General features: G+C 71.4%; 19 protein-coding genes, 1 tRNA gene and 1 other RNA gene. 6 read left to right on the top strand and 15 right to left on the bottom strand.

What is annotated here, in order from left to right:
* Positions 1-99: 99 nt before the first annotated feature.
* Positions 100-297: a helix-turn-helix transcriptional regulator gene (locus tag LVO85_RS14915; RefSeq protein ID WP_232748286.1), complete on the bottom strand. Its 198-nt coding sequence runs from the start codon at positions 295-297 to the stop codon at positions 100-102.
* 1,102 nt (positions 298-1,399) lie between these two features.
* Here LVO85_RS14915 and LVO85_RS14910 point away from each other — a divergent pair.
* Positions 1,400-2,482, top strand: a complete 1,083-nt coding sequence (locus LVO85_RS14910) for a tyrosine-type recombinase/integrase (protein WP_232748285.1) — start codon at positions 1,400-1,402, stop codon at positions 2,480-2,482.
* A 30-nt stretch (positions 2,483-2,512) separates the two neighbouring features.
* On the opposite strand, the gene rnpB is transcribed toward LVO85_RS14910, so the two are convergent.
* The 3 genes from rnpB to LVO85_RS17110 all read right to left on the bottom strand — a co-directional run bounded on the left by rnpB (position 2,513) and on the right by LVO85_RS17110 (position 4,378).
* Positions 2,513-2,909: RNase P RNA component class A (gene rnpB, locus LVO85_RS14905), an RNA gene on the bottom strand.
* 10 nt (positions 2,910-2,919) lie between these two features.
* The gene (locus tag LVO85_RS17115) at positions 2,920-3,360 is read right to left on the bottom strand and encodes a hypothetical protein (RefSeq protein ID WP_332875451.1); all 441 of its coding nucleotides are present in this window, start codon (positions 3,358-3,360) and stop codon (positions 2,920-2,922) included.
* Positions 3,361-3,463: 103 nt separating this feature from the next.
* A complete protein-coding gene (locus LVO85_RS17110) occupies positions 3,464-4,378 on the bottom strand; it encodes an RNB domain-containing ribonuclease (RefSeq protein WP_332875450.1) in 915 nt (304 codons plus the stop codon).
* Positions 4,379-4,521: 143 nt separating this feature from the next.
* On the opposite strand from LVO85_RS17110, the gene LVO85_RS14895 reads away from it, so the two are divergent.
* The 3 genes from LVO85_RS14895 (at position 4,522) to arfB (ending at position 7,712) form a co-directional block, all read left to right on the top strand.
* On the top strand, positions 4,522-6,636 hold the full coding sequence (locus LVO85_RS14895; protein WP_232748284.1) for a multicopper oxidase family protein: 2,115 nt from the start codon (positions 4,522-4,524) through the stop codon (positions 6,634-6,636).
* 118 nt (positions 6,637-6,754) lie between these two features.
* Entirely contained in the window at positions 6,755-7,246 is a 492-nt protein-coding gene (locus tag LVO85_RS14890) for a beta-class carbonic anhydrase (RefSeq protein WP_232748283.1), read from the top strand.
* The gene (gene arfB / locus LVO85_RS14885) at positions 7,233-7,712 is read left to right on the top strand and encodes an alternative ribosome rescue aminoacyl-tRNA hydrolase ArfB (protein WP_232748282.1); all 480 of its coding nucleotides are present in this window, start codon (positions 7,233-7,235) and stop codon (positions 7,710-7,712) included. Before LVO85_RS14890 ends, arfB begins: the two co-directional genes overlap by 14 nt.
* Before the next feature lie 69 nt (positions 7,713-7,781).
* On the opposite strand, the gene LVO85_RS14880 is transcribed toward arfB, so the two are convergent.
* Positions 7,782-8,594 (bottom strand): HAD family hydrolase, encoded by an 813-nt coding sequence (locus tag LVO85_RS14880; RefSeq protein ID WP_232748281.1) that lies wholly within the window; start codon positions 8,592-8,594, stop codon positions 7,782-7,784.
* A 52-nt stretch (positions 8,595-8,646) separates the two neighbouring features.
* Between LVO85_RS14880 and LVO85_RS14875 the strand changes: the two genes are divergently transcribed.
* Positions 8,647-9,399: a YaaA family protein gene (locus LVO85_RS14875; RefSeq protein WP_232748280.1), complete on the top strand. Its 753-nt coding sequence runs from the start codon at positions 8,647-8,649 to the stop codon at positions 9,397-9,399.
* A 40-nt stretch (positions 9,400-9,439) separates the two neighbouring features.
* Here the strand turns inward: LVO85_RS14875 and LVO85_RS14870 are convergent, their stop codons facing one another.
* From LVO85_RS14870 to LVO85_RS14835, 8 genes are all read right to left on the bottom strand, one after another.
* Positions 9,440-10,585, bottom strand: a complete 1,146-nt coding sequence (locus tag LVO85_RS14870; RefSeq protein WP_232748279.1) for a cystathionine gamma-synthase — start codon at positions 10,583-10,585, stop codon at positions 9,440-9,442.
* 6 nt (positions 10,586-10,591) lie between these two features.
* Positions 10,592-11,956, bottom strand: coding sequence for a cystathionine beta-synthase (locus LVO85_RS14865; RefSeq protein WP_232748278.1), 1,365 nt, complete (start codon positions 11,954-11,956; stop codon positions 10,592-10,594).
* Positions 11,957-12,159: 203 nt separating this feature from the next.
* On the bottom strand, positions 12,160-13,377 hold the full coding sequence (locus LVO85_RS14860) for a bifunctional RNase H/acid phosphatase (RefSeq protein WP_232748277.1): 1,218 nt from the start codon (positions 13,375-13,377) through the stop codon (positions 12,160-12,162).
* Position 13,378: 1 nt separating this feature from the next.
* A complete protein-coding gene (locus LVO85_RS14855) occupies positions 13,379-14,116 on the bottom strand; it encodes a zinc ribbon domain-containing protein (RefSeq protein WP_232748276.1) in 738 nt (245 codons plus the stop codon).
* Positions 14,113-15,006 (bottom strand): Nif3-like dinuclear metal center hexameric protein, encoded by an 894-nt coding sequence (locus LVO85_RS14850; RefSeq protein WP_232748275.1) that lies wholly within the window; start codon positions 15,004-15,006, stop codon positions 14,113-14,115. The genes LVO85_RS14855 and LVO85_RS14850 overlap by 4 nt, the downstream gene beginning before the upstream one ends.
* Before the next feature lies 1 nt (position 15,007).
* Positions 15,008-15,080, bottom strand: a tRNA-Val gene (locus LVO85_RS14845).
* A 45-nt stretch (positions 15,081-15,125) separates the two neighbouring features.
* Entirely contained in the window at positions 15,126-15,617 is a 492-nt protein-coding gene (locus LVO85_RS14840) for a peroxiredoxin (protein ID WP_232748274.1), read from the bottom strand.
* The gene (locus LVO85_RS14835; RefSeq protein ID WP_332875449.1) at positions 15,614-16,027 is read right to left on the bottom strand and encodes a DUF3052 domain-containing protein; all 414 of its coding nucleotides are present in this window, start codon (positions 16,025-16,027) and stop codon (positions 15,614-15,616) included. The genes LVO85_RS14840 and LVO85_RS14835 overlap by 4 nt, the downstream gene beginning before the upstream one ends.
* Before the next feature lie 159 nt (positions 16,028-16,186).
* Between LVO85_RS14835 and aceE the strand changes: the two genes are divergently transcribed.
* Complete coding sequence (aceE, locus tag LVO85_RS14830; protein WP_232748273.1) at positions 16,187-18,949, top strand: pyruvate dehydrogenase (acetyl-transferring), homodimeric type; 2,763 nt, start codon at positions 16,187-16,189, stop codon at positions 18,947-18,949.
* A 31-nt stretch (positions 18,950-18,980) separates the two neighbouring features.
* Here the strand turns inward: aceE and LVO85_RS14825 are convergent, their stop codons facing one another.
* Positions 18,981-20,012, bottom strand: coding sequence for a glycerophosphodiester phosphodiesterase family protein (locus LVO85_RS14825; protein WP_232748272.1), 1,032 nt, complete (start codon positions 20,010-20,012; stop codon positions 18,981-18,983).
* Positions 20,013-20,052: 40 nt separating this feature from the next.
* On the bottom strand, positions 20,053-21,063 hold the full coding sequence (locus tag LVO85_RS14820; RefSeq protein ID WP_232748271.1) for a glycerophosphodiester phosphodiesterase family protein: 1,011 nt from the start codon (positions 21,061-21,063) through the stop codon (positions 20,053-20,055).
* Positions 21,064-21,140 lie beyond the last annotated feature (77 nt).

The raw sequence follows: 21,140 nt of genomic DNA, 5'->3' as shown, positions 1-21,140 counted from the left end.
GGGCTCATGCGTCCACTCCCGAAGAACGGGGCTCCGACGGTGCAACTGGAACGAGCCTGGCCCGAGAGCGCTGAGTTGTCGCAGGACGATCAGGGCTGCTCATTGGACATCCCGCCCGTTCTCCAGGGCCCACTGTTCCTCGACCCAACGGTCCACGTCGACGGGCCGGTAGTACACCCGCCGACCAGCGCGAAAACCGCGCGGCCCCGTGCCGACGTGACGCCACCACCGCAAAGTGGCTGCGGGCACACCCAGACGCTCAGCCACCTCATACAGGGTGAGAAGTTCCTTGTCCATGTCCAACCTCCATCAGTCGCGGCCCCGGTTGAGGCCCATTGACAGCGTCTGAGTACCGGGGGGAGGATCAGAACTCGTCACCGGTCACACAGCGGTCACGGAGGGCGGTTCATGGAGCTTGCGAACACGGGCGCGACACAGGGCTTCCTTCCCCTGGCGAACCCGGCCTGGCGCTACCCCGAGGCCACCGCGGTCCAGGTTGGGGACGACTGGTGGGTCGAGTGCCTAGGGCGCGGCGAGGCGGTCCTGCCCAGAGATGTCTTAGCGCATCCAGAGTGGGGACCAGCGACAGAGATCCACAGACTGCAGGTCTCACTGGACGACATCCTGGAGGACCTTCTGCAGGCCGCGACCCTGCCGTCACCGGCGGAGCGTGCTACCCATCTGAGCGCTCATGTTCAGCGGTACGGCAGGCCGGAGCTATGCCATGAGCACGGACTACCGCGTTTCCACTTCGCGCCGCACCTCTACGACCGCTTGCATGGCGTTAAACCCGCCTGTTTGGGCATGTCTTGCTCTCGTGCTCGGCTGCCGGGTCGTCATGGTTCACTGGCCGTGCGTCTGGCCGACGTGGAACGCCTGATCAACTTCCTTGACGCGCTGAGCGAAGCTAGCGAACGACTCGCGCGTGCCAGAGCCGTCCGCGGCCGCACGGTCGCAGACCTGCGGAGCTACCAACTACCTCTCATCCCTCACCTCAGCGACGGCATGGACGTGCCGCCCGCAGTAGATTCATCGATCACCGGACACGAAGAGGACACCACCCTCAACGCCGATCAGGTGCGGTACCTGGTGAGCGAGGGCCTCAGCGGGATCATGGCTTCGAGCGGAGTCACGCTAAGCACCGTGTGGCCGGCAGAGAGGCAGCACCCGCAGATCGGAGTCCACGCAAAGACAAACACGGGTCTGTACGTCCTCGGCACGATGGCTCGTATGGGCCTCACAGGTCCGGACAGCTTGTTCGTCTGCGAGTTCTGTCGCAGGCCACACACCCCGGGCCGCCCCCTACGCTTTGGAGAGACCCGCTGCTGTCCCCGTGCCGAATGTCAACGTCAACGTCATGCGCGGAAGCAGCGCAACTACAGGGAGAAGCAGGCAGCCGATGGCCAGCATCGCTAAGCGACCTAGCGGCATTTGGAGGGCACGCTACCGAGACTCCGCAGGTCGCGAGCACTCGCGGCACTTCGCACGGAAGACCGACGCGCAACGATGGCTCGATGAGACGACAGCCAGCATCGTGACCGGGGCCTACGTGGCTCCTGGCGCCGGCCGAGTGACGTTCCGCGAGTACTCCGAAGAGTGGCGCAAGGTCCAGGTTCACCGACCCGGCACGGCGACCGTGGTCGAGGGTGTCCTGACCCGGCACGTCTACCCGGTCATTGGGGACCGGCCGCTCGAGTCGATCCGGCCTAGCGACGTACAGGCGATGGTCAAGGGCATGACGCTGGCACCGTCCACGGTGCGAGTGGCGATGCGCTACGTATCGGGAATCTTCAAGGCAGCGGTGCTCGATAGACGCATCCCGGTCTCACCGTGCCAAGGTGTGCGGCTGCCCAAGGGCGAAGCCCGGCGCATTGAGGTGGTGTCGACTGAATCGGTCGTGGCGATGGTTGCCGCGGTGCCAGAGGCGATGCGCGCAATGCTCATTCTTGGGGCAGGCACGGGCATGCGCCAGGGGGAGATCTTCGGATTGACCGTTGATCGCGTGGACTTCCTGCGCCGCACGGTCCGCGTCGACCGGCAGATCGTGGACGGTGGTGTGTTCGGTCCACCCAAGACAGCCAGCTCGGTCCGCACCATCCCCCTGCCTCAGACTGTGGTGGACGCACTGGCGGCACACCTGCAAAGGTTCCCGACCGGAGAGACGGGCTTGGTCTTCACCCGGCCAAGTGGTGCACCGTGGAAGCGGTCAGCGTTCTCCGAGCGATGGATCAAGGCGAGGAGGGCTGCGGGAGTCCCATCGACCCTGACGATGCACTCACTGAGGCATTACTACGCCTCCCTCTTGATAAGACACGGCGAGAGCGTCAAGGTCGTGCAGTCGCGACTCGGCCATGCAACGGCGGCGGAGACCCTAGACACCTACAGTCACCTGTGGCCGGACTCTGAAGACCGGACCCGCGAGGCCGTGGACCTCGCCCTCGGATATGTTGCGGACCCCCTGCGGACCACCCCGGGGCTGTAGCGGCGTTTCCGCTGTTCAGACGGGGGTTGGTGGATGAGTCGGCCGGTACGCCGGGTTCTGTGCCGTCGCGCCGTTGCCGGCACTGCGACGGTGACGGCCATCCATCTACGACGTGCGTTGCCGCACACCTCCAGCGACCTACCCGCACGCTCGGGCGGGCCGCCCTCGAACGCGTGCTGTCTGGTCTTGCTCCAGGTGGGGTTTACCGAGCCACGCCAGTCACCTGGCGTGCTGGTGGTCTCTTACACCACCGTTTCACCCTCACCACCGGTTGCCCGGTGGCGGTCTGTTTTCTGTGGCACTGTCCCGCGGGTCGCCCCGGGTGGCTGTTGGCCACCACCTTGCCCTGTGGAGCCCGGACGTTCCTCGGCGAGCCAGTCACCCGGTCTCCCGGGTGGCTCCTCGACGCGGCCGTCTGGCCGACTCATCCACACCTCTCAGGATACGCCCCGCACGATGCCGAACCGCACCCGCCGGGCCTCGAGATCGGCCTCGAGGAGCTCGACCTCGACCTCCTCGCCCAGCTCGGCGTGCCCCTCTGCGTGAGCCGTGACCGCAGGATGGGTCACCTGGACCACCAGCCCTCGCGAGGTGGAGTCGACGACCACGGCGGGGAACACCTCGCCGACCAGCGGCTGCAGCACCGCAGCCTCCACGGCGTCGACGCAGGCCCGCTCGACGGCGCCCGCCTGCCGGCCGCTGGTCGTCATCACCTCGGACAGCCCGGGCAGCGCCTGGCGTGCCCACCCCGGCACCTCCTCCCCTGCGCACAGCGCCTCGCACACGACGAGCCCGAACCGGTCGACCAGCCGGCGCAGGGGGGCCGTGACGTGGGCGTAGGGAGCGGCGATCGCTGCCTGCACGGTCTCCTCGGGCACCCGCCCGTCGAAGGGCGTGTAGCCCGCTCCGCGGAACAGTGCCGTAGCGTCGTGGATGACCGCCAGGTGCGCCGGATCGGACCGGTCGAGGGTGCGCAGGAAGTCACCTGTAGGCCATCCCCTCCGGCCAGGGCACCCCCAGGGCGCGCGCCTGACGCCGGAACCGACGGACCGCCCCCTCGTCGGCCTGCGGCATGGTGCGCAGGATCCCGACACCCCCCTCCAGCATGATCTCGGCGGCCACCATGCCGGTGAGCAGCGAGATCTGGGCGTTCCAGTCCTCCGCCTCCAGCAGCGGGCGCAGGCGCACCGCGTAGCCCCCCTCGTGCTCGTGCACCTCCTGCTCGGGCATCGGCAGGCTGGCCCCACCCCGTTCCGACTCCCGTTGCACGCGCAGCCGTCCCACCTCCCGCAGCAGCAGGAGGGTCTCCTCCGCGGTGCCGGCGTCCACGAGCTCCTGGACCTCCGCATACGTGTACCGCCGCGCGCTGCGCACCATGGCGCGGGACACCTGCGCCGCCACCCGCTCGCCGTCGGGGCCGAGCAGCACGTCCCAGACGAAGGCCGGACACGTCTGGCCGGGCAGCAGGCTCGCTGCCTCCTCGCTGATCACTGTCGGGTGCAGGGGCACCCGGATGTCGGGGCAGTAGATCGTCTGGCCACGCAGCCTGACCTCGGCGTCGACGGCGCCCCCGGGTGCCACGTAGGCAGGCACGTCGGCGATGGCATAGCGCAGCCGGTATGCCGCGCCCGGCCCGTCCGCGTCGGTGGCCCGCGTGATGTGGAGCGCCTGGTCGAGGTCCATCGACCCCGGCGGGTCGATGGTGACGAGCTCGAGGACCGTAGCGTCACGCTCGGGGAGCACAGGTGAAGCCACCGCCGCGAGAGCCTCGGCGAGCACCGGCTCGGGGAACTCCTCCCGGACCTCGAGCTCCGCACGGACCTGGGCGAAGACCGCCGAGAGCCGGGCGCCTGGGCTGTCCGGTGCGGTGTGCATCGTCGTCGCTCGGTGGGCCATGACGGCCAGCCTAGGCGCGACACCGGCACATGGCTTCACCACCTTCGCCTGATGTCAAGGGCCGAAGGTCCCTGGACAGGTGAAGCACGACGCGGTGTCGTCGAAGAGTGCCGGGGGACCACCGTGAACGAAGGGGCTTCATCATGGACGACGACGTCCGCATGCCCGGGTCCACCCGGCCCAGCCGCCGCACTGTCCTCCGGACCGGCGGCGCCGGTTTCGGGCTCTTCCTCCTCACTCGTCTCGGGGGTGACTCGGTGGCGGTCGAGGTCCCGTCCCAGTCAGGCATGAGCCTGCCGATGGACTCCGCCACCATCCCGAAGTATGCGGCGGCGCTCCTGGTGCCGCCCGTGATGCCGCGCACCGCCCTGGTCCCCTCCCGGGGGGGCAAGAACATCGAGCACTATGTCATCGCGGTGCGCCAGTTCGCGCAGCAGGTCCTGCCGCCGGCGCTGCCGGCCACCACCGTGTGGGGCTACGGCCCGGTCGACCCGCAGTTCAGGCACCTGGAGATCAGCAACGCGCCCAGCCTGACCATCGAGGCCGGGTGGGACCGGCCGGTGCGTGTCACCTGGGTCAACGGCCTCGTGGACGACGGGGGGCATGCGCTGCCTCACCTGCTGCCCCTGGACCCCACCCTCCACTGGGCCAACCCCGGTGGTGGTGAGGCCGGGCGGGACTCCACTCCGACCTTCGCCGAGGCTCCGGGCGCCTACACCGGGCCCGTCCCGGTCGTGACGCACGTGCACGGGGCGGTGGGTGTCGGTGACGAGAGCGACGGCTACCCCGAGGCGTGGTACCTGCCGGACGCGGTGGACATCCCCGCGGACTACGCGACCCGCGGCACCTGGTACGACTTCTTCGCCGGCAAGGCCGCCGACCTGCACGGGGTGGAGTGGGGCCCGGGCCGGGCCACCTTCCAGTACCCGAACGACCAGCGGGCGGCCACGCTCTGGTACCACGACCACACGCTGGGCATCACGCGCGCGAACGTGTACGCAGGCCCCGCAGGCTTCTACCTGGTGCGCGGTGGTCCCGACGGAGACGACGCCGTCCGGGACACCCGAACGGGTCGTCCCGCGGTGCTGCCGGGCCCCGCCCCCGAACGCAACGACCGCTACCCCTCGAACCGTCGCTACCGGGAGATCCCGCTGGCGATCCAGGACCGCTCGTTCAACGCCGACGGCTCGCTGTTCTACCCCGACTCACGGGAGTTCTTCGACGGGGTCACGGGGCCGTACATCCCCGCCGGCGACATCCCGCCGGTGTGGAACCCCGAGTTCTTCGGCAACGCCATCATCGTCAACGGCACGACCTGGCCCACGCTGGAGGTGGAGCAGCGGCGCTACCGCTTCCGGCTGCTGAACGGCTGCAACTCGCGCTTCCTCATCCTGGCCTTCGGCGACATCCCGGGGGCCCAGGCATGGCAGATCGGCTCGGACGGCGGCTTCCTGGCCGCACCGGTGCCGCTCACCGCCGCCGGAGCGGACGGCCGGCTGCTGCTCTCACCCGCCGAGCGGGCCGACGTCGTCGTGGACTTCACGCAGGTGCCGACCGGCGCGCACGTGCTGCGCAACCTCGGCCCGGACGAGCCCTTCGGCGGCGGCGAGCCGGACGAGGACTTCGACGCGGCCGACCCTGCCACGACCGGCCAGGTCATGCAGCTCCGCGTGGTCCCGCGGCAGGGCCAGGACCGCAGCACACCTCCGGAGTTCCTCGAGCTGCCGACGGTGACAGACCTGCCACCGGGCTCCGTGCGGCGCCTCGCCCTGGTGGAGGAGATGTCGATGGAGCCGGGCCTCGACGCCCCGGTGGCAGCGCTCCTCGGCACGGTCGACGACGACGGGTTCGTCCACCCGCACCTGTGGCACGACGAGGTGAGCGAGAACCCCGACGTCGGCACCGTCGAGACCTGGGAGGTCTACAACACCACCGAGGACGCCCACCCGATCCACGTCCACGAGGTCATGTTCCGGGTCCTCGGACGCCAGGTCGTCTCGGTCACCGAGGAGGGCATGGGCCACCTGCGCGTCGTGGCCGACGGGGAGGTCCGAGGGCCCGAGGCCGGCGAGCTGGGCTGGAAGGACACCGTCATCGCCTACCCGGGTGAGGTCACCCGCATCCGGATGCGCTTCGACTCCCCCGGCCAGTTCGTCTGGCACTGCCACATCCTCGAGCACGAGGACAACGAGATGATGCGGCCCTACCGCATCGGGCCGGTGCAGCCCGGGCAGCCCATGGGGCACCACGGGGGGTAGCCCCTGCGCGGTGCAGGGCGGACGCCCGGACCGCAGGTCGACCTCGCGAGGCCGGTTCGGTCATGCTTGACCCAGCCGGGTCCCCACCCCGCGCCCCTCCCCTGCGAAAGAAGGCACGATGTCCGTCACCGACGAGCTCCTCGCCCAGGCCCGGCAGTACGCCGCGTCCTTCGACAAGGGCGACCTGCCCCTCCCGCCTGCACGGCAGATCGCCGTCGTGGCCTGTATGGACGCCCGGCTCAACGTCTACGGCCTGCTGGGCCTGTCCGAGGGTGACGCCCACGTCATCCGCAACGCCGGCGGCGTGGTGACCCAGGACGAGCTGCGCTCGCTGGCCATCAGCCAGCGCCTGCTCGGCACCACGGAGATCATGCTCATCCACCACACCGACTGCGGCATGCTCACGTTCGCCGACGACGGTTTCCGGCAGTCCATCGCCGAGGACACCGGGGTCAAGCCCACCTGGGCGGCGGAGGCCTTCACCGACCTCGACGAGGACGTGCGGCAGAACATCGCACGCATCCACGCCGAGCCCGCGATCCCGCACAAGGAGTCGGTGCGCGGCTTCGTCTACGACGTCGCCTCCGGCACCCTGCGTGAGGTCGGCTGACCCGGAGGTGAACCCCGAGCCAGGGCGAGACCTGCGGCTGCGACCCGGCCCGGGCCTGCCGAGAGGGCTGACCGTGCCTGCCGGAGAGCTGGTCGAGAGGTTCAGCCGTGCGGCCGGCCCGGGCGGGCAGGGCGTCAACACGACCGACAGCCGGGTCGAGCTGTTGTTCGACCCGGCTGCGTCGGCGGCCTTCACGCCGGCCCAGCGGGAGCGGGTCCTCGCCGTGCTGGGCGACCGCCTGGTCGGCGGGCGGCTGTCCGTGGCCGCCTCGGAGCGACGCTCGCAGCTGCGCAACCGGGCGGTGGCCAGGGAGCGCCTGGCTGCGCTGCTGCGAGAGGCACTGGCACCCCCGCCGCCCCCGCGACGGCCGACCCGCCCCACCAGGGGGTCCCAGCATCGACGGCTGGAGGCCAAGAAGCGACGGTCGCAGACGAAGGCCGGTCGCGGCCGGGTGCCACCGCACTGACCGTCCCGTGACGTCCGCGACACCCGGTGGCTCGCTCGCTGACGGCTCGTCCCGCGCGCGTCCCGCGCGTCAGACCCGGGAAAGTGCTATCTCCAGGGTCACCGCGACGCCGTCGTCGTCGTTGGCGGGGCACCGGTCGGTCGCCGCGGCGTGCACCGCGGGGTGGGCGTTGCCCACGGCGAACGACCGTCCGGCCCACGTCAGCATGGGCAGGTCGTTGGGCATGTCACCGAACGCCCAGACCTCCTCGGCCCTCACCCCCTGCTCCGTGCACCAGGTTGCCAGAGCCAGCCCCTTGGTCACCCCCGCCGGGCCCAGCTCGGCCAGGCCGACGGCACCGGAGTGGGACACCTCGGCGCGCCGCGCCACCACCGCGGAGACGCGGTCGTGCAGGTCGTCGACGGCCCAGGTCGGGTGGCGGACCAGGATCTTGCCGGGGGCGTGCTCCACGAGCTCCTCGACCGGTCCGACCCGCCACTGTCCGTCGTGCCGGCCGGAGGCCCGCTCGAAGTCGGGCTCGCGGGCGAAACCACGCAGGCTCTCCAGGGCGAAGGTCACCCCCGGCAGCTGCGAGCGCAGGTCGGCCACGACCTCCAGCACGACCTGCGGGTCCATCAGCCGGTGCGAGGTCACCTCCCGCAGCGACAGGTCGTAGGTGAAGGCTCCGTTGCCGCACAGCACCACGCCGTGGCCACCGGCGACCTCCGCGAGCTCGTGCATCCAGCGCGGGGGCCGTGCCGTGACCAGCACCACGGTGATGCCGGCCTCCTCGGCGCGCGCCAGGGCACGCCGGGTGCGTCCGGAGACCGTGCCGTCGCTGCGCAGCAGGGTCCCGTCGCAGTCCGTCGCGACCACCCTCGGCAGACCACTGTCGACCAGCATGGACGGCACCCTACGCAGCAACCCTGGGGGTCCGGCCACCTAGGCTGCGACCGTGCTCATCCTGCTGCCCCCCTCCGAGACCAAGACCGTCCGCCGCCGCGGCACCCCGATGGAGCTGTCCCGCCTGTCCTTCCCCGAGCTCACCCAGGCACGCCGCGGTGTCGTCGACGCGGTCGGCCGGCTGAGCGCGACCGACGAGGCGCCGCACGTGCTCGGCGTGAGCCCTGCGCTCGCAGAGGAGGTCGCTCGCAACACCCGGCTGCGCACCGCACCGGCCGTGCGGGTGAGCGAGCTCTACACCGGGGTGCTCTACGACGCACTCGACCTGCCCGGTCTCGAGGCCGGCGCCCGACGCCGTGCGCACCGTCGGCTCCTGGTCGTCTCTGCCCTCTACGGAGCGCTGCGGACCACCGACCGGGTCGCGCCCTACCGCCTCTCCATGTCGGTCAACCTGCCCGGTGTCGGGCCGCTCGCCCGACACTGGCGCGGGCCCCTGGCGGCGGTGCTCCCCGGGCTCGTCGGGCGCGGCCTGGTCGTGGACTGCCGGTCGAGCACGTATGCGGCGGCCTGGGTGCCGGAGGGCGAGCCGGCCGCCCGGTGGGTCAGGGTGCGTGTGCCCGGTGCGACGCACATGGCCAAGCACACCCGCGGTCTGGTCGCCCGTGCGCTGTGCACGACCGCGGTCGACCCGCGGACGCCGCAGGCCCTGGCCGCCCTGCTGAGCCCGGACTTCGAGGTCGCGCTCGAGGCGCCGAGCCCGCGACGACCGGGGTGGGTGCTCGACGCCACAGCGCGCAGCGCCTGAGGGTCTGCGGACGCCGGCGGCGCGCCGCTGGGGCTGGCTGTCAGGCCAGACGCGCCAGCGCGGAGCGGACGTCGGCGACCAGGTCGGCCTCGTCCTCGATGCCGACGGACAGCCGGATCACGTTGTCCGGCACCTCCAGCTCGGTGCCGCGCACCGAGGCGTGGGTCATCTCGGCCGGGTAGTTGACCAGGGACTCGACGCCGCCGAGGGACTCGGCGAGCTGGAAGACCGATGTCGACTCGGCGAACGTCCGTGCTGCCTGCGCACCGCCGTGCAGGGCGAGCGAGACCATCCCGCCGAAGCGCTCCATCTGCCGTGATGCCACGTCGTGGCCGGGGTGCTCGGGCAGTCCCGGGTAGTAGACCCGCTCCACGGCCGGGTGCCCCAGCAGGGCATCGGCGACCGCGGTGGCGTTGTCGCTGTGCTGGCGCATGCGGATCTGCAGGGTCTTGATGCCCCGGATGGTGAGGAACACCTCCCACGGAGCGGAGACTGCTCCCGCCGCGAACTGCAGGAAGCCCACCTTCTCGGCGATCTCGGCGTCGCCGGTGGCGACCAGACCGCCCAGGACGTCCGAGTGCCCGCCGAGGTACTTCGTGGCCGAGTGCACGACCAGGTCGGCGCCCAGGGCGAGCGGCCTCTGCAGCGCCGGCGAGGCGAAGGTGTTGTCGACGACCACGACCGTGCCGTGCTCGTGTCCGAGAGCCGCCACGGCCTCGATGTCGGTGATCTTCATCAGCGGGTTGCTGGGGGTCTCGAGCCACAGCATGGCGGTAGTGGGTCGGATCGCCGCACGCACGGCGTCGACGTCCGACATCTCCACGGTGCTCAGCTCGACGCCCCACGGGGCGAGGATGCGGTTGGCCAGCCGATGTGTGCCGCCGTAGACGTCGTTGCCCATCAGCACGTGGTCTCCGGGACGCAGCAGCCCGCGCAGCACGGCGTCCTCGGCAGCCAGCCCGGAGGCGAAGGACAACCCGTGGCTGCCCCCTTCCAGGTCGGCGATGAGCTCCTGCAGCGCGTCACGGGTCGGGTTGGTGCCGCGGGCGTACTCGTAGCCCGCCCGCAGACCACCGACGTGCTCCTGCACGAAGGTGGAGGTCTGGTAGACGGGCGGGATCACGGCCCCGGTGGTCGGGTCGAAGGCCTGTCCGGCGTGGATGGCACGGGTGGCGAAACCGGTCATGTCAGATCACTCCGAGAGGAAGGTCAGCAGGTCGGGTCGGGTGAGGACGGCCACGGGCTTGCCGTCCTCGGTCACGAGCAGGGCGTCGGTCGAGGCCAGGGCCTCGCGGGCCGCAGCCACGGTCTCACCGACCCCGATGAGCCCCAGCGGCGGGCCCACCACGGTGGCGACGGTGTCGCTCATCCGCACCTCGCCGTGGAACACCGCGTCGAGAAGGTCACGCTCGTTGACCGCGCCCACGACCTCTCCCATCACCACGGGTGGCTCGGCGGAGAGCACGAGCAGCTGCGAGACCCCGTACTGGGACATCATCGACACGGCGTCGCGCACGGTGTCGGTCGGGTGGGCGTGGACGAGCGCCGGCAGGTCGCCGCTCTTGCTGCTCACGACGTCGCGCACGGTCTTCTCCTGCGAGGCCGGAACGAAGCCGTAGCTGCGCATCCAGGTGTCGTTGAAGATCTTGCCGAGGTAGCCACGGCCGCCGTCGGGCAGGATCACCACGACGACGTCGTCCGGGCCGAGGTCACGGGCGACGCGCAGCGCGGCGACGACCGCCATGCCACAGGAGCCCCCCACCAGCAGCCCCTCCTCCCGGGCCAGCCGGCGGGTCATCGCGAAGGACTCGGCGTCGCTCACGGCGACGATCTCGTCCGGCACCGACGGGTCGTACGCACCGGGCCAGATGTCCTCGCCGACGCCCTCCACCAGGTACGGCCGTCCCGTGCCACCGGAGTAGACCGAGCCCTCCGGGTCGGCACCGACGACCCTCACCCGGCCTCCGGAGACCTCCTTGAGGTACCGCCCGGTGCCGGTGATCGTGCCGCCCGTGCCGACACCAGCCACGAAGTGCGTGACGCGCCCTTCGGTGTCCTCCCAGATCTCCGGCCCCGTGGTCTCGTAGTGGCTCCTCGGGCCGTGCGGGTTCTCGTACTGGTTGGGCTTGTACGCGCCCTCGATCTCGCGGGCCAGCCGGTCGCTCACGCTGTAGTAGGAGTCCGGGTGGTCCGGCGCGACCGACGTGGGGCAGACGACGACCTCGGCCCCGTAGGCACGCAGCACGTTGAGCTTGTCCTCGCCGACCTTGTCCGGGCACACGAACACACAGCGGTAGCCGCGCTGCTGCGCCACGAGCGCCAGCCCCACCCCGGTGTTGCCGCTCGTCGGCTCCACGATCGTGCCACCGGGCCCGAGCAGCCCGTCGGCCTCGGCGGCGTCGATGATGCGCGTCGCGATGCGGTCCTTCACCGAGCCACCCGGGTTGAGGTACTCGACCTTCGCCAGCACGGTGGCCCGCACGTCACCGGTGACGTGGTTGAGCTTGACCAGGGGGGTGTGGCCCACCAGGTCGATGATGGATTCGGCGTAGCGCATGCGATGTCAGTCCTCGGTCGCGGGCAGGGTGGTCGGGGTCGCGGAGGCTCGTGCGGCGCGCCGTGGGCGGGCGGGCCGCGGACCGTGACACGACGGGGCCAACCATAACCCGGCCTTGGTGACACCCTGCAGGCCGTCGTATGCCGCATGCCCTCCGGTGCTCGGGGTGGGGCGGCGTCCTGCCCGGGCAGCCGAACGGCGCGTCACGAGCCGTCCAGGCCGTGCAGGTGGTGGGTGTCGTTCACGAAGGCCACCTGGACGCCACCGTCCGGCCAGACCTCGAAGGCGGTCAGGGACGTGGGTGCCGTGGCGACCGACCAGACCCGGTCGTGGTCGATCCCGAGCACCTGGGCCAGCACGCACATGACGGGCTTGCGATGGGTCGCCACGACCACGGTGCCCCCGCGACGCACCGCTCGGCCGAAGGCGTCCGAGACCCGCGCCGCCAGCTGCCGGTGGCTCTCCCCGCCCGGCCTGGCGTAGTCGGCGTCCACCCGCAGGCGGTGCAGCTCCTCGCGGAAGTCGCGGGCCAGCTCCTCCATCGTGAGACCGTCCCAGTCGCCGAAGCCCTGCTCGTCCCAGTCCGGGTCCGTCTCCGGCTCAACCCCCAGCTCGCGGGCCAGCGCCGCGCCGGTCTGGCGAGCCCGTCGCAGCTCAGAGGTCATCACGCTGACCGGTCCCTGCTCGGAACGCTCGAGCAGGGCGCGCACGGCACCGGCCGCCGCCGCGGCCTGCGCCCGGCCCAGCCGGTTGAGCTCGGGGTCCGCGCCACCGCGGCCGTCCAGCCGCCGAGACGTCGTGAAGTCGGTGACCCCGTGCCGCACCAGCACGAGGCGGCAGGAGCCCTCCAAGGTCGGGGTGGTCTCTGTCGACAGCACCACATCGGCGACCGGCGCGCGGCCCTCCCCGAAGGTCGGGGTCGCCGCGACGGGGCCGCCGTCCGGCGGGTCCTTCTCCGCGAGGTCCTCGCGGTGGTCGTGATGCACCGTGCGCCCGTCCATGCCGACGTTCGACAGCGCGTCCGCCGGTCCGTTGGCGGCCCGTGGCACCCAGGTCCAGGAGACCGCGCCACCGGCCGCCTCGATCTGACGCACGAGGTCCCTGGCCTGCAGCGCGAGGCGTCGCATGTCCTCGTGCTTGATCTTCCACCGCCCGGCCATCTGCTCCACGACGAGCTTGGAGTCCATCCGGACAGCGACCTCGGCACCGTCCGCGAGACCGAGGTCGAGCACGGCCTGCAGCCCGGCGATGAGGCCTTGGTACTCGGCGACGTTGTTGGACGCGCGCCCCAGGGGGGCGGCGCGCTCGGCGAGCACCCTGCCGGACCCCGCGTCCCGCACCAGCGCGCCGTAGCCGGCAACTCCCGGGTTGCCACGCGACCCACCGTCCGCCTCGACGAGGAGCCGGCGGGACCGGCCCACCTCAGGACCCCGACTCGTCGGTGCGGACCAGGATCCGGCTGCAGTCCTCACAGCGCAGCACCTCGTCCTCCTCAGCGGCCTTGATCCTGCTCAGCACCACCGGGTTGAGCTCCATGTGACAGCCTCCGCAGCGGCGGGCCTGCAGCGGGGCCGCGCCAGTGCCGCTGTGGGCTCGGATCCGCTCGTAGAGAGCGACCAGGTCCGCCCCCACCTCGCCGACCAGACCGTCGCGTCCAGCTGCCACCTCCGCCCGCTCGGCCTGCACCTCGGCGAGCAGCGCGTCCCGGCGAGCGGTGACCTGCTGGAGCTGCTCGAGGGCTTCGTCACGAGCCCGTTCTGCCTGGAGGGCGGCCGCGTCGGCGGTCTCGGCGCGCTCCATGACCTCGATCTCGAGGTCCTCGAGCACCTCCTGACGTCGGGCCAGCGACTCCAGCTCGTGCTGTAGCCCCTGCAGGTCACGCGCCGTCCCGGTGCCCACCTCCAGACGCGTGCGGTTGCGCTCGGCCCGGTCACGCACGAGCTGGACGTCGGCCTCTGCCTTGGTGAGCTCACGCTGGACGTCCTGCTGGGCGGTGCGCGTCCGCACGACCTCCGCCTCCAGGTCTCCGAGCCGCTCGGTGAGCTGTGCCGCGTCGGCGTGCTCCGGCAGCGACCGCGCACGATGGTCCAGCTGGGCCAGACGGGTGTCGAGGGCCTGCAGGTCGAGCAGTCTCGCCTGGCGGCTCGGGTCGGCTTTCACGGCATACCTCGCTTGGTCTGAGTGCTGGGGGTGGTCGTCTCCGGGCCCGCAGCTCCCACCACGAAGTCCCAGGGGTCCGTCCGGACCGAGGAGATCTCGATCTCCACCGTAGTGCCCGCGGCCTCCATCGCAGCGCCGAGCCGCTCCGCCAGGCTGGGCAGCCAGAGCCACTCGCTGGCGTAGTGGCCGGCGTCGACGAGGTAGGGACGACCGTCACCCACGGCGGCCTCCTCGCGGGCCTCGAGTGCGGGGTGGTGGCGGAGGTCGGACGTCACGTAGACGTCGGCGTCGCAGGCCCGCACCTGCGGGAAGGCGGTGTCCCCCGCGCCACCCAGCACGGCCACCCGGCGCACCCGCGCCTCGGGTGGCCCGCTGACCCGGATCCCGCCCGCGGTCGGGGGCAGCCGGTCGGCCAGGCGCCGGGCGAGGTCACCCAGTGAGCAGGACTCGGTGAGGTCGCCCACGCGACCGAGCTCGCGGCCTTCGGTGACGACCAGCGCCTCGGTGTGACCCAGACCGCAGGCGAGGGCCAGGGCCTGGCCCACCCCCGGGTCGGCGACATCAGCGTTGGTGTGTGCGCAGTAGAGGGCGGTGTCCGACACGACGAGCGCTGTGACCGCAGCCCCCTTGGCCGTGGTGGTGGCGACCGAGTGGATGCCGCGCAGCAGCAGCGGGTGGTGGGTGACGACCAGGTCGGCAGCACGCTCCTGTGCCTCGGCGATCACCGCCAGGGTGGGGTCCACCGCCAGGAGCACCCGCCGCACCGGCTGGTCCGGGTCACCGGCGACCAGCCCGACCCGGTCCCACGACTGGGCGTGCTCGGGAGGGTAGAGCTGCTCCAGGGCAGCCACCACCTCACGCAGGCTCGCGACGGCAGGTGAGGTGTCCACGTGGGCCCGGCCGGGCTCGAACCGACGACATCCGCGGTGTAAACGCGGTGCTCTACCACCTGAGCTACAGGCCCCTGACGGCGCAGCCCCGGGTGGGCACGCGCCGATCGCTCATTCTGTCAGGCCGGCCGGGGCAGGCCTTTCACGGCGTCGTGCAGGACGCCGATGTCGCGCTGTTCGCCGGGACCGAAGACCAGCGCCCAGCGCACCGTCATCCCGGGGTCGACAAGGAAGGTGCCGCGCACAGGCATGCCGGACTCCTCGTGGAGCACACCGTAGGCACGGGCGACCTGGCCGTGCGGCCAGAAGTCGGACAGGAGAGGGAAACGGTAGCCCTCGTGGGCGGCCCAAGCCTTGATCGCCGGGGCACCGTCGCAGCAGATGCCGTAGACCTGCACGTGCTCGTTGCTGAACCGGTCGATGTTGAGCTGGATCTCCAGGAGCTCCCCGGCACAGATGCCGGAGAAGGCGAACGGGAAGAAGACCAGCAGTGCGTGCTTGTCCTGCACGGCCTGGGACAACGTGACCTGCTGGCCGTACTGGTCGCGCAGCGTGAAGTCGGGGGCGGGGTCCCCGACGCCGGGGCTCCCCTGCTGGTGCGGTGCGCTCACTTGCGGCCCACCAGCCGCTGGGCGAGCCAGTCGCGACCGACGGGGACGGCGCCGCTGGCCGTCAGGCCGGACGTCGTGCAGGCCTCCTGGACAGCGAAGGCCTCGACCCGGTCGCTGCGGCCCTTGCCCGGTGTGAGGAGGGCGATGAAGCCACCCTCCTCCACCATCGTGAGGGCGTCGACGAGCTCGTCGGTGAGGTCGCCGTCACCGTCGCGCCACCAGAGCAGGACCGCGTCCACGACGCCGTCGTAGGCGTCGTCCTCCAGCTCGCTCCCGACGACGTCCTCGACGGACTCGCGGAGGTCCGCGTCCACGTCGTCGTCGAACCCGAACTCCATGACGACATGGCCGGGCCGGAAGCCCAGCTTGTCCACCGGTCCGGCCACACGGCCGCTCTCGGTGCCTACCACGTCCCGCTCCCTCCTGCTGGTGTGGCGCCAAGCCAACCGGACGGGTCTCCACTTGTAAAGCCAACGCGGCTGCGCACGCTCCTACGCGCGACGGCACGCGGCATACCGCCGTGACAGACTGAGGCGAAGCGAAGTGACCCGCAACAGAGAGGACGTGTCGTGGCGAAGGACCGATCCGGTTCAGGCCCCATCCTGAACGGCCTGCCGAGCCAGATTCCGGACACCGATCCCGAGGAGACGCAGGAGTGGCTGGCCTCGCTCGACGGGGCCATCGAGGCGGGTGGGCGCCGCCGTGCCCGCTACCTGATGCTCCGCCTGCTGGAGCGGGCTCGGGAGGCGCAGGTGGGCATCCCGTCGCTGACGACCACCGACTACATCAACACGATCGGCCCCGAGGAGGAGCCCTGGTTCCCCGGCGACGAGGACGTGGAGCGTCGGTACCGCGCCTGGATGCGCTGGAACGCCGCCGTCATGGTGCACCGGGCCCAGCACCCCGACGTCTCCGTCGGCGGGCACATCTCGACCTACGCCTCCGCGGCCACGCTCTACGAGGTCGGCTTCAACCACTTCTGGCGCGGCCGTGACCACGAGGGCGGCGGCGACCAGGTGTTCTTCCAGGGCCACGCCTCTCCGGGCATGTACGCCCGGGCCTTCCTCGAGGGCCGGCTCGGCGAGGACGACCTCAACGGCTTCCGCCAGGAACACTCGCACTACGTCGACGGCGAGCTGCGCACCCTGTCCTCCTACCCGCACCCACGCAACATGCCGGGCTTCTGGCAGTTCCCGACGGTGTCGATGGGTCTGGGCCCGATGAACGCGATCTACCAGGCCCAGTTCAACAAGTACCTCCAGAACCGCGGTCTCAAGGACACCTCCGAGCAGCATGTGTGGGCGTTCCTGGGCGACGGCGAGATGGACGAGCCCGAGTCGCGTGGCCTGCTGCAGGTCGCGGCCAACGACGAGCTGGACAACCTGACGTTCGTGGTGAACTGCAACCTGCAGCGTCTGGACGGACCGGTCCGCGGCAACGGCAAGATCGTGCAGGAGCTGGAGTCCTTCTTCCGGGGGGCCGGCTGGAACGTCATCAAGGTCCTCTGGGGCCGTGGCTGGGACCCGCTCATCGAGGGCGACAAGTCCGGGGCGCTGGTCAACCTCATGAACACCACCCCCGACGGTGACTTCCAGACCTTCCGGGCCAACGACGGGGCGTTCATCCGCGACTCCTTCTTCGGGCGCGACCCGCGCACCAAGGAGCTCGTCAAGGACTGGTCCGACGACGACATCTGGTGGAAGCTCAAGCGCGGTGGCCACGACTACCGCAAGGTCTTCGCGGCCTACCAGGCGGCCATGAACCACACCGGTCAGCCGACGGTGATCCTGGCTCACACCATCAAGGGCTACAGCCTCGGCAGCCACTTCGCCGGCCGCAACGCGACGCACCAGATGAAGAAGCTCACGCTGGACGACCTCAAGGCCTTCCGCGACGGGCTGCGGATCCCGATCACCGACGAGCAGCTCGAGGCCGACCCCTACGCCCCGCCCTACTACCACCCGGGTGAGGACGACGAGGCGATCCGCTACATGAAGGAGCGGCGGCAGAAGCTGGGCGGCTACCTGCCGGAGCGCCGGCCGGCCGCGGCCACCCCGCTCACGCTGCCCGGGGACGAGGCCTACAAGGCCGCCAAGAAGGGCTCGGGCAAGCAGGGCGTCGCCACGACGATGGCGTTCGTGCGCATCTTCAAGGACCTGATGCGCGACAAGGAGTTCGGCAAGCACATCGTGCCGATCATCCCCGACGAGGCCCGCACGTTCGGCATGGACAGCTTCTTCCCCTCGGCGAAGATCTACAACGTCCACGGCCAGAACTACACCTCGGTCGACGCCGACCTGATGCTCACCTACAAGGAGTCGGTGAGCGGGCAGATCCTGCACGTCGGCATCAACGAGGCGGGCTCGATCGCCGCGCTCACGGCGGCCGGGACGTCGTACGACACCCACGGTGTGCCGATGGTGCCGTTCTACGTCTTCTACTCGATGTTCGGCTTCCAGCGCACCGGAGACGGCATCTGGGCCGCGACCGACCAGCTGACCCGCGGCTTCATGGTCGGCGCCACGGCCGGCCGGACGACCCTGACCGGCGAGGGCCTGCAGCACGCCGACGGACACTCGCAGCTGCTGGCCGCGACCAACCCGGCGGTCGTGTCCTACGACCCGGCCTACGGCTACGAGATCGCCCACATCCTGCGTGACGGGCTGCGCCGCATGTACGGCGAGGACCCCGAGGACGTCCTCTACTACCTCACCGTCTACAACGAGCCGATGGTCCAGCCGCCCGAGCCGGAGGACGTGGACGTCGACGGCATCCTCAAGGGGATGTACCTGCTGCGCGCCGGTGACGGGGGCGAGGACGGCAAGAACGTGCGGCTGCTCGCCTCCGGTGTCGGTGTCCCGTGGGCGGTCGAGGCCCAGGAGCTGCTGCGGGACGACTGGGGGGTCAGTGCCGACGTGTGGTCGGTGACCTCCTGGTCCGAGCTGCGGCGGGAGGCGATGGCGTGCGACGAGGACGCCTTCATGCACCCCGACGAGGAGCGCAGGGTGCCCTATGTGACCCGCCGGCTCTCGGAGGGGCGTGGCCCGGTCGTGGCGACGAGCGACTGGATGCGCCAGGTGCAGGACCAGATCTCCAACTGGGTGCCCGAGGACTACTACGCGCTCGGGGCCGACGGCTTCGGCTTCGCCGACACCCGGGCCGCCGCCCGGCGGTTCTTCCACATCGACGGGCCTTCCATGGCGGTCAAGGCCCTGCAGATGCTCGCCGACCGTGGTGAGATCGACCCACAGGTGCCCCTGCAGGCGGCGGAGAAGTACCGCATCGACGACGTCACGGCCGGCACCTCCGGCACGGCCGGTGGTGACGCCTGACCGGTGTCCTCGGAGCGGGTCGGCGCCCCGCTCACGCGCCACCCACCGCGGGGTGCTCGTCGCTGCGGCGTGCGAGCACCCCGCGGTCCGCGTGGTCGGTGGCCCAGCCGTCGACACCCGCCCGCGCGAACCTCCGCATCTCCCGCGCGCCGTGCCCCAGCCGCGAGGGGTCGTTGCCGATCTGCAGGTCCGTGGGCAGGTGGACGTTGTCGGCGCGGAACGTCCAGGCGTGCACGGCCAGGCCGAGCCGGTGCGCCCGCTCCACCCAGCCCGTCGGCTCGCCGAGCCTGCCGTCGAGGCGTCGTGGCATGACCACCTGCTTGTCGGTCGCCACCACCTGGGCCACGGCGGCGGCACGCCTGAGGTCGGTGGGCTCGCACTCGCCGGCCAGCGCCCGCCAGGCCAGGGGCAGCCGAGCCCCCTCGGCACGCAGCGCCTCCAGCACCGTGAGTGACTCCGCGGCCAGCATGACCGGGCCGTCCGGTCGGTCCAGGTCATGGCGCTGCAGGAGACGCCAGGTCGTCGTGACCTGGCGCCGGTCCGGGCACCGCACGGCGAGCACCAGCCCGAGGGCGCGGCCGAGCTGGCCGACGAGCGCAGCCCTCAGCTGCAGCACCTCCTCGAGTGTGGGCACGTCGAGCAGCCCGTCGTAGAGCACGCTCCCGTGGCGCAGGTGCGGGTAGCGCTCCACGGCCCGCAGACGACGCAGCTGGTCCAAGGTCAGGTCGTCGGCGAACCAGCCCTGCACGGCATACCCGTCCAGGTGCCGCACCCGCCGCAGGTCGGCGAGCTCATGTCGTCGCGCCACGTCCGTCGAGGAGGACAGCTCACTCTCGTGCCGGGCGACGAGCTGCTCGTCCGCGGTGACCACGAGGTCCACCGACACGTAGTCGGCCCCCATCCGCGCCGCCAGCGCGTAGGAGGCGAGCGTGTGCTCCGGGCGGTAGCCGCAGGCACCCCGGTGCCCGACGACCACGGGTTCGGGACCGCCGGGTGCCAAGCCGCCCGGGCAGCGGTGCAGCAGCTCCGGCCGGGGGGCCTGCACGGTGCTCGGGAGGCTCACCCGGGCAGTCAAACCTGTCAGGCGGTCCGGGGCCCGACGCTCAGGTGTCGCGTCGGTGAACCCTGGACGACGCGTCCCGCGCGAGCACGCCGAGGTCGGGATGGTCGGTGAAGACGCCGTCCACCCCGACCTCGAGGTAGGCCGCCAGCTCGGCCAGCAGATGGCCGTGGTCGGCCGGTCGCCGCCCGAGCCGCAGGTCGCGGGGCAGGAAGTGGTTCTCCGCGCGGAAGGTCCACGGGTGCACGAGCAGACCGGCGGCGTGCGCGCGTGCCACGAGGTCGGTCGGGGCGCCCAGCTGCTCGTCCTCCTGCCAGGGGATGACGAGCAGCTTGTCCGGCCCGATCGCCTCGACCTCGTGCGCCAGGCTCGCAAGTGCCGCGTCGGACAGCGCCACGGGGCCGTCCGCCTGCGCGACGAGGAGCACCAGGGGCACTCCCGGCCCGGTCGCGGCACGCACACGGCGCAGACTGCCCAGCTCGAAGGACTGCACGAACACCGGCGCACCGGGGCCGGTGAGCCCGGCCCTCGTGAGCTCCTCCACCAGCGGCTCCTCCAGCGACAGCCCGAGCCCGGCGAAGTGGCTCGGGTGCTTGGTCTCGATGTAGACGGCGATCTCCCGGCCCAGCTCGTCCGACAACCCGGCGCGCAGGCGCAGGATCTCGGCCAGCGTGGGCACCGCGAACCTGCCGTCGAGGGTCGACGCGGGCTGCCGCAGCGCGGGGATCCTTTCGACCGCACGCAGGGTTCGCAGCTCGGCGAGCGTCAGGTCCTCCGTGAACCACCCGGTCACCGTGTGCCCGTCGACGGTCCTCGTCGTCCGACGGTCCGCCAGCTCGGGACGGTCGGCGATGTCGGTGGTGCCGGAGATCTCGCTCTCGTGGCGGGCGACGAGCACGCCGTCCCGCGTGGGGACGACGTCGGGCTCGATGCAGTCGGCTCCCATGCGGGCGGCCAGCGCATAGGACTCCAAGGTGTGCTCGGGCCGGCAGCCCGGGGCGCCGCGGTGGCCGATGACCAGGGGGCGCCCTGTCCCGGGGGTGTCCAGATGCACGGTGCCATCTCACCGCTGTTGTGTCCCGGGCACAAACCGGCCTGTCTGCTGCCCTCGTCTCGGACTAGGGTGAGGCG

This window comes from Ornithinimicrobium sediminis, from assembly GCF_021272345.1.
GTDB lineage: Bacteria > Actinomycetota > Actinomycetes > Actinomycetales > Dermatophilaceae > Ornithinicoccus > Ornithinicoccus sediminis_B.
Note: the sequence above shows the minus strand (reverse complement) of the source record. Positions and strands in the feature narration are given on the sequence as shown.

Coding starts and splice junctions, on each gene's coding strand:
- LVO85_RS14915 (WP_232748286.1), bottom strand. CDS start 297: ATGGACAAGGAACTTCTCACCCTGTATGAGGTGGCTGAGCGTCTGGGT.
- LVO85_RS14910 (WP_232748285.1), top strand. CDS start 1,400: ATGGCCAGCATCGCTAAGCGACCTAGCGGCATTTGGAGGGCACGCTAC.
- LVO85_RS17110 (WP_332875450.1), bottom strand. CDS start 4,378: ATGGCCCACCGAGCGACGACGATGCACACCGCACCGGACAGCCCAGGC.
- LVO85_RS14895 (WP_232748284.1), top strand. CDS start 4,522: ATGGACGACGACGTCCGCATGCCCGGGTCCACCCGGCCCAGCCGCCGC.
- LVO85_RS14890 (WP_232748283.1), top strand. CDS start 6,755: ATGTCCGTCACCGACGAGCTCCTCGCCCAGGCCCGGCAGTACGCCGCG.
- LVO85_RS14880 (WP_232748281.1), bottom strand. CDS start 8,594: ATGCTGGTCGACAGTGGTCTGCCGAGGGTGGTCGCGACGGACTGCGAC.
- LVO85_RS14870 (WP_232748279.1), bottom strand. CDS start 10,585: ATGACCGGTTTCGCCACCCGTGCCATCCACGCCGGACAGGCCTTCGAC.
- LVO85_RS14865 (WP_232748278.1), bottom strand. CDS start 11,956: ATGCGCTACGCCGAATCCATCATCGACCTGGTGGGCCACACCCCCCTG.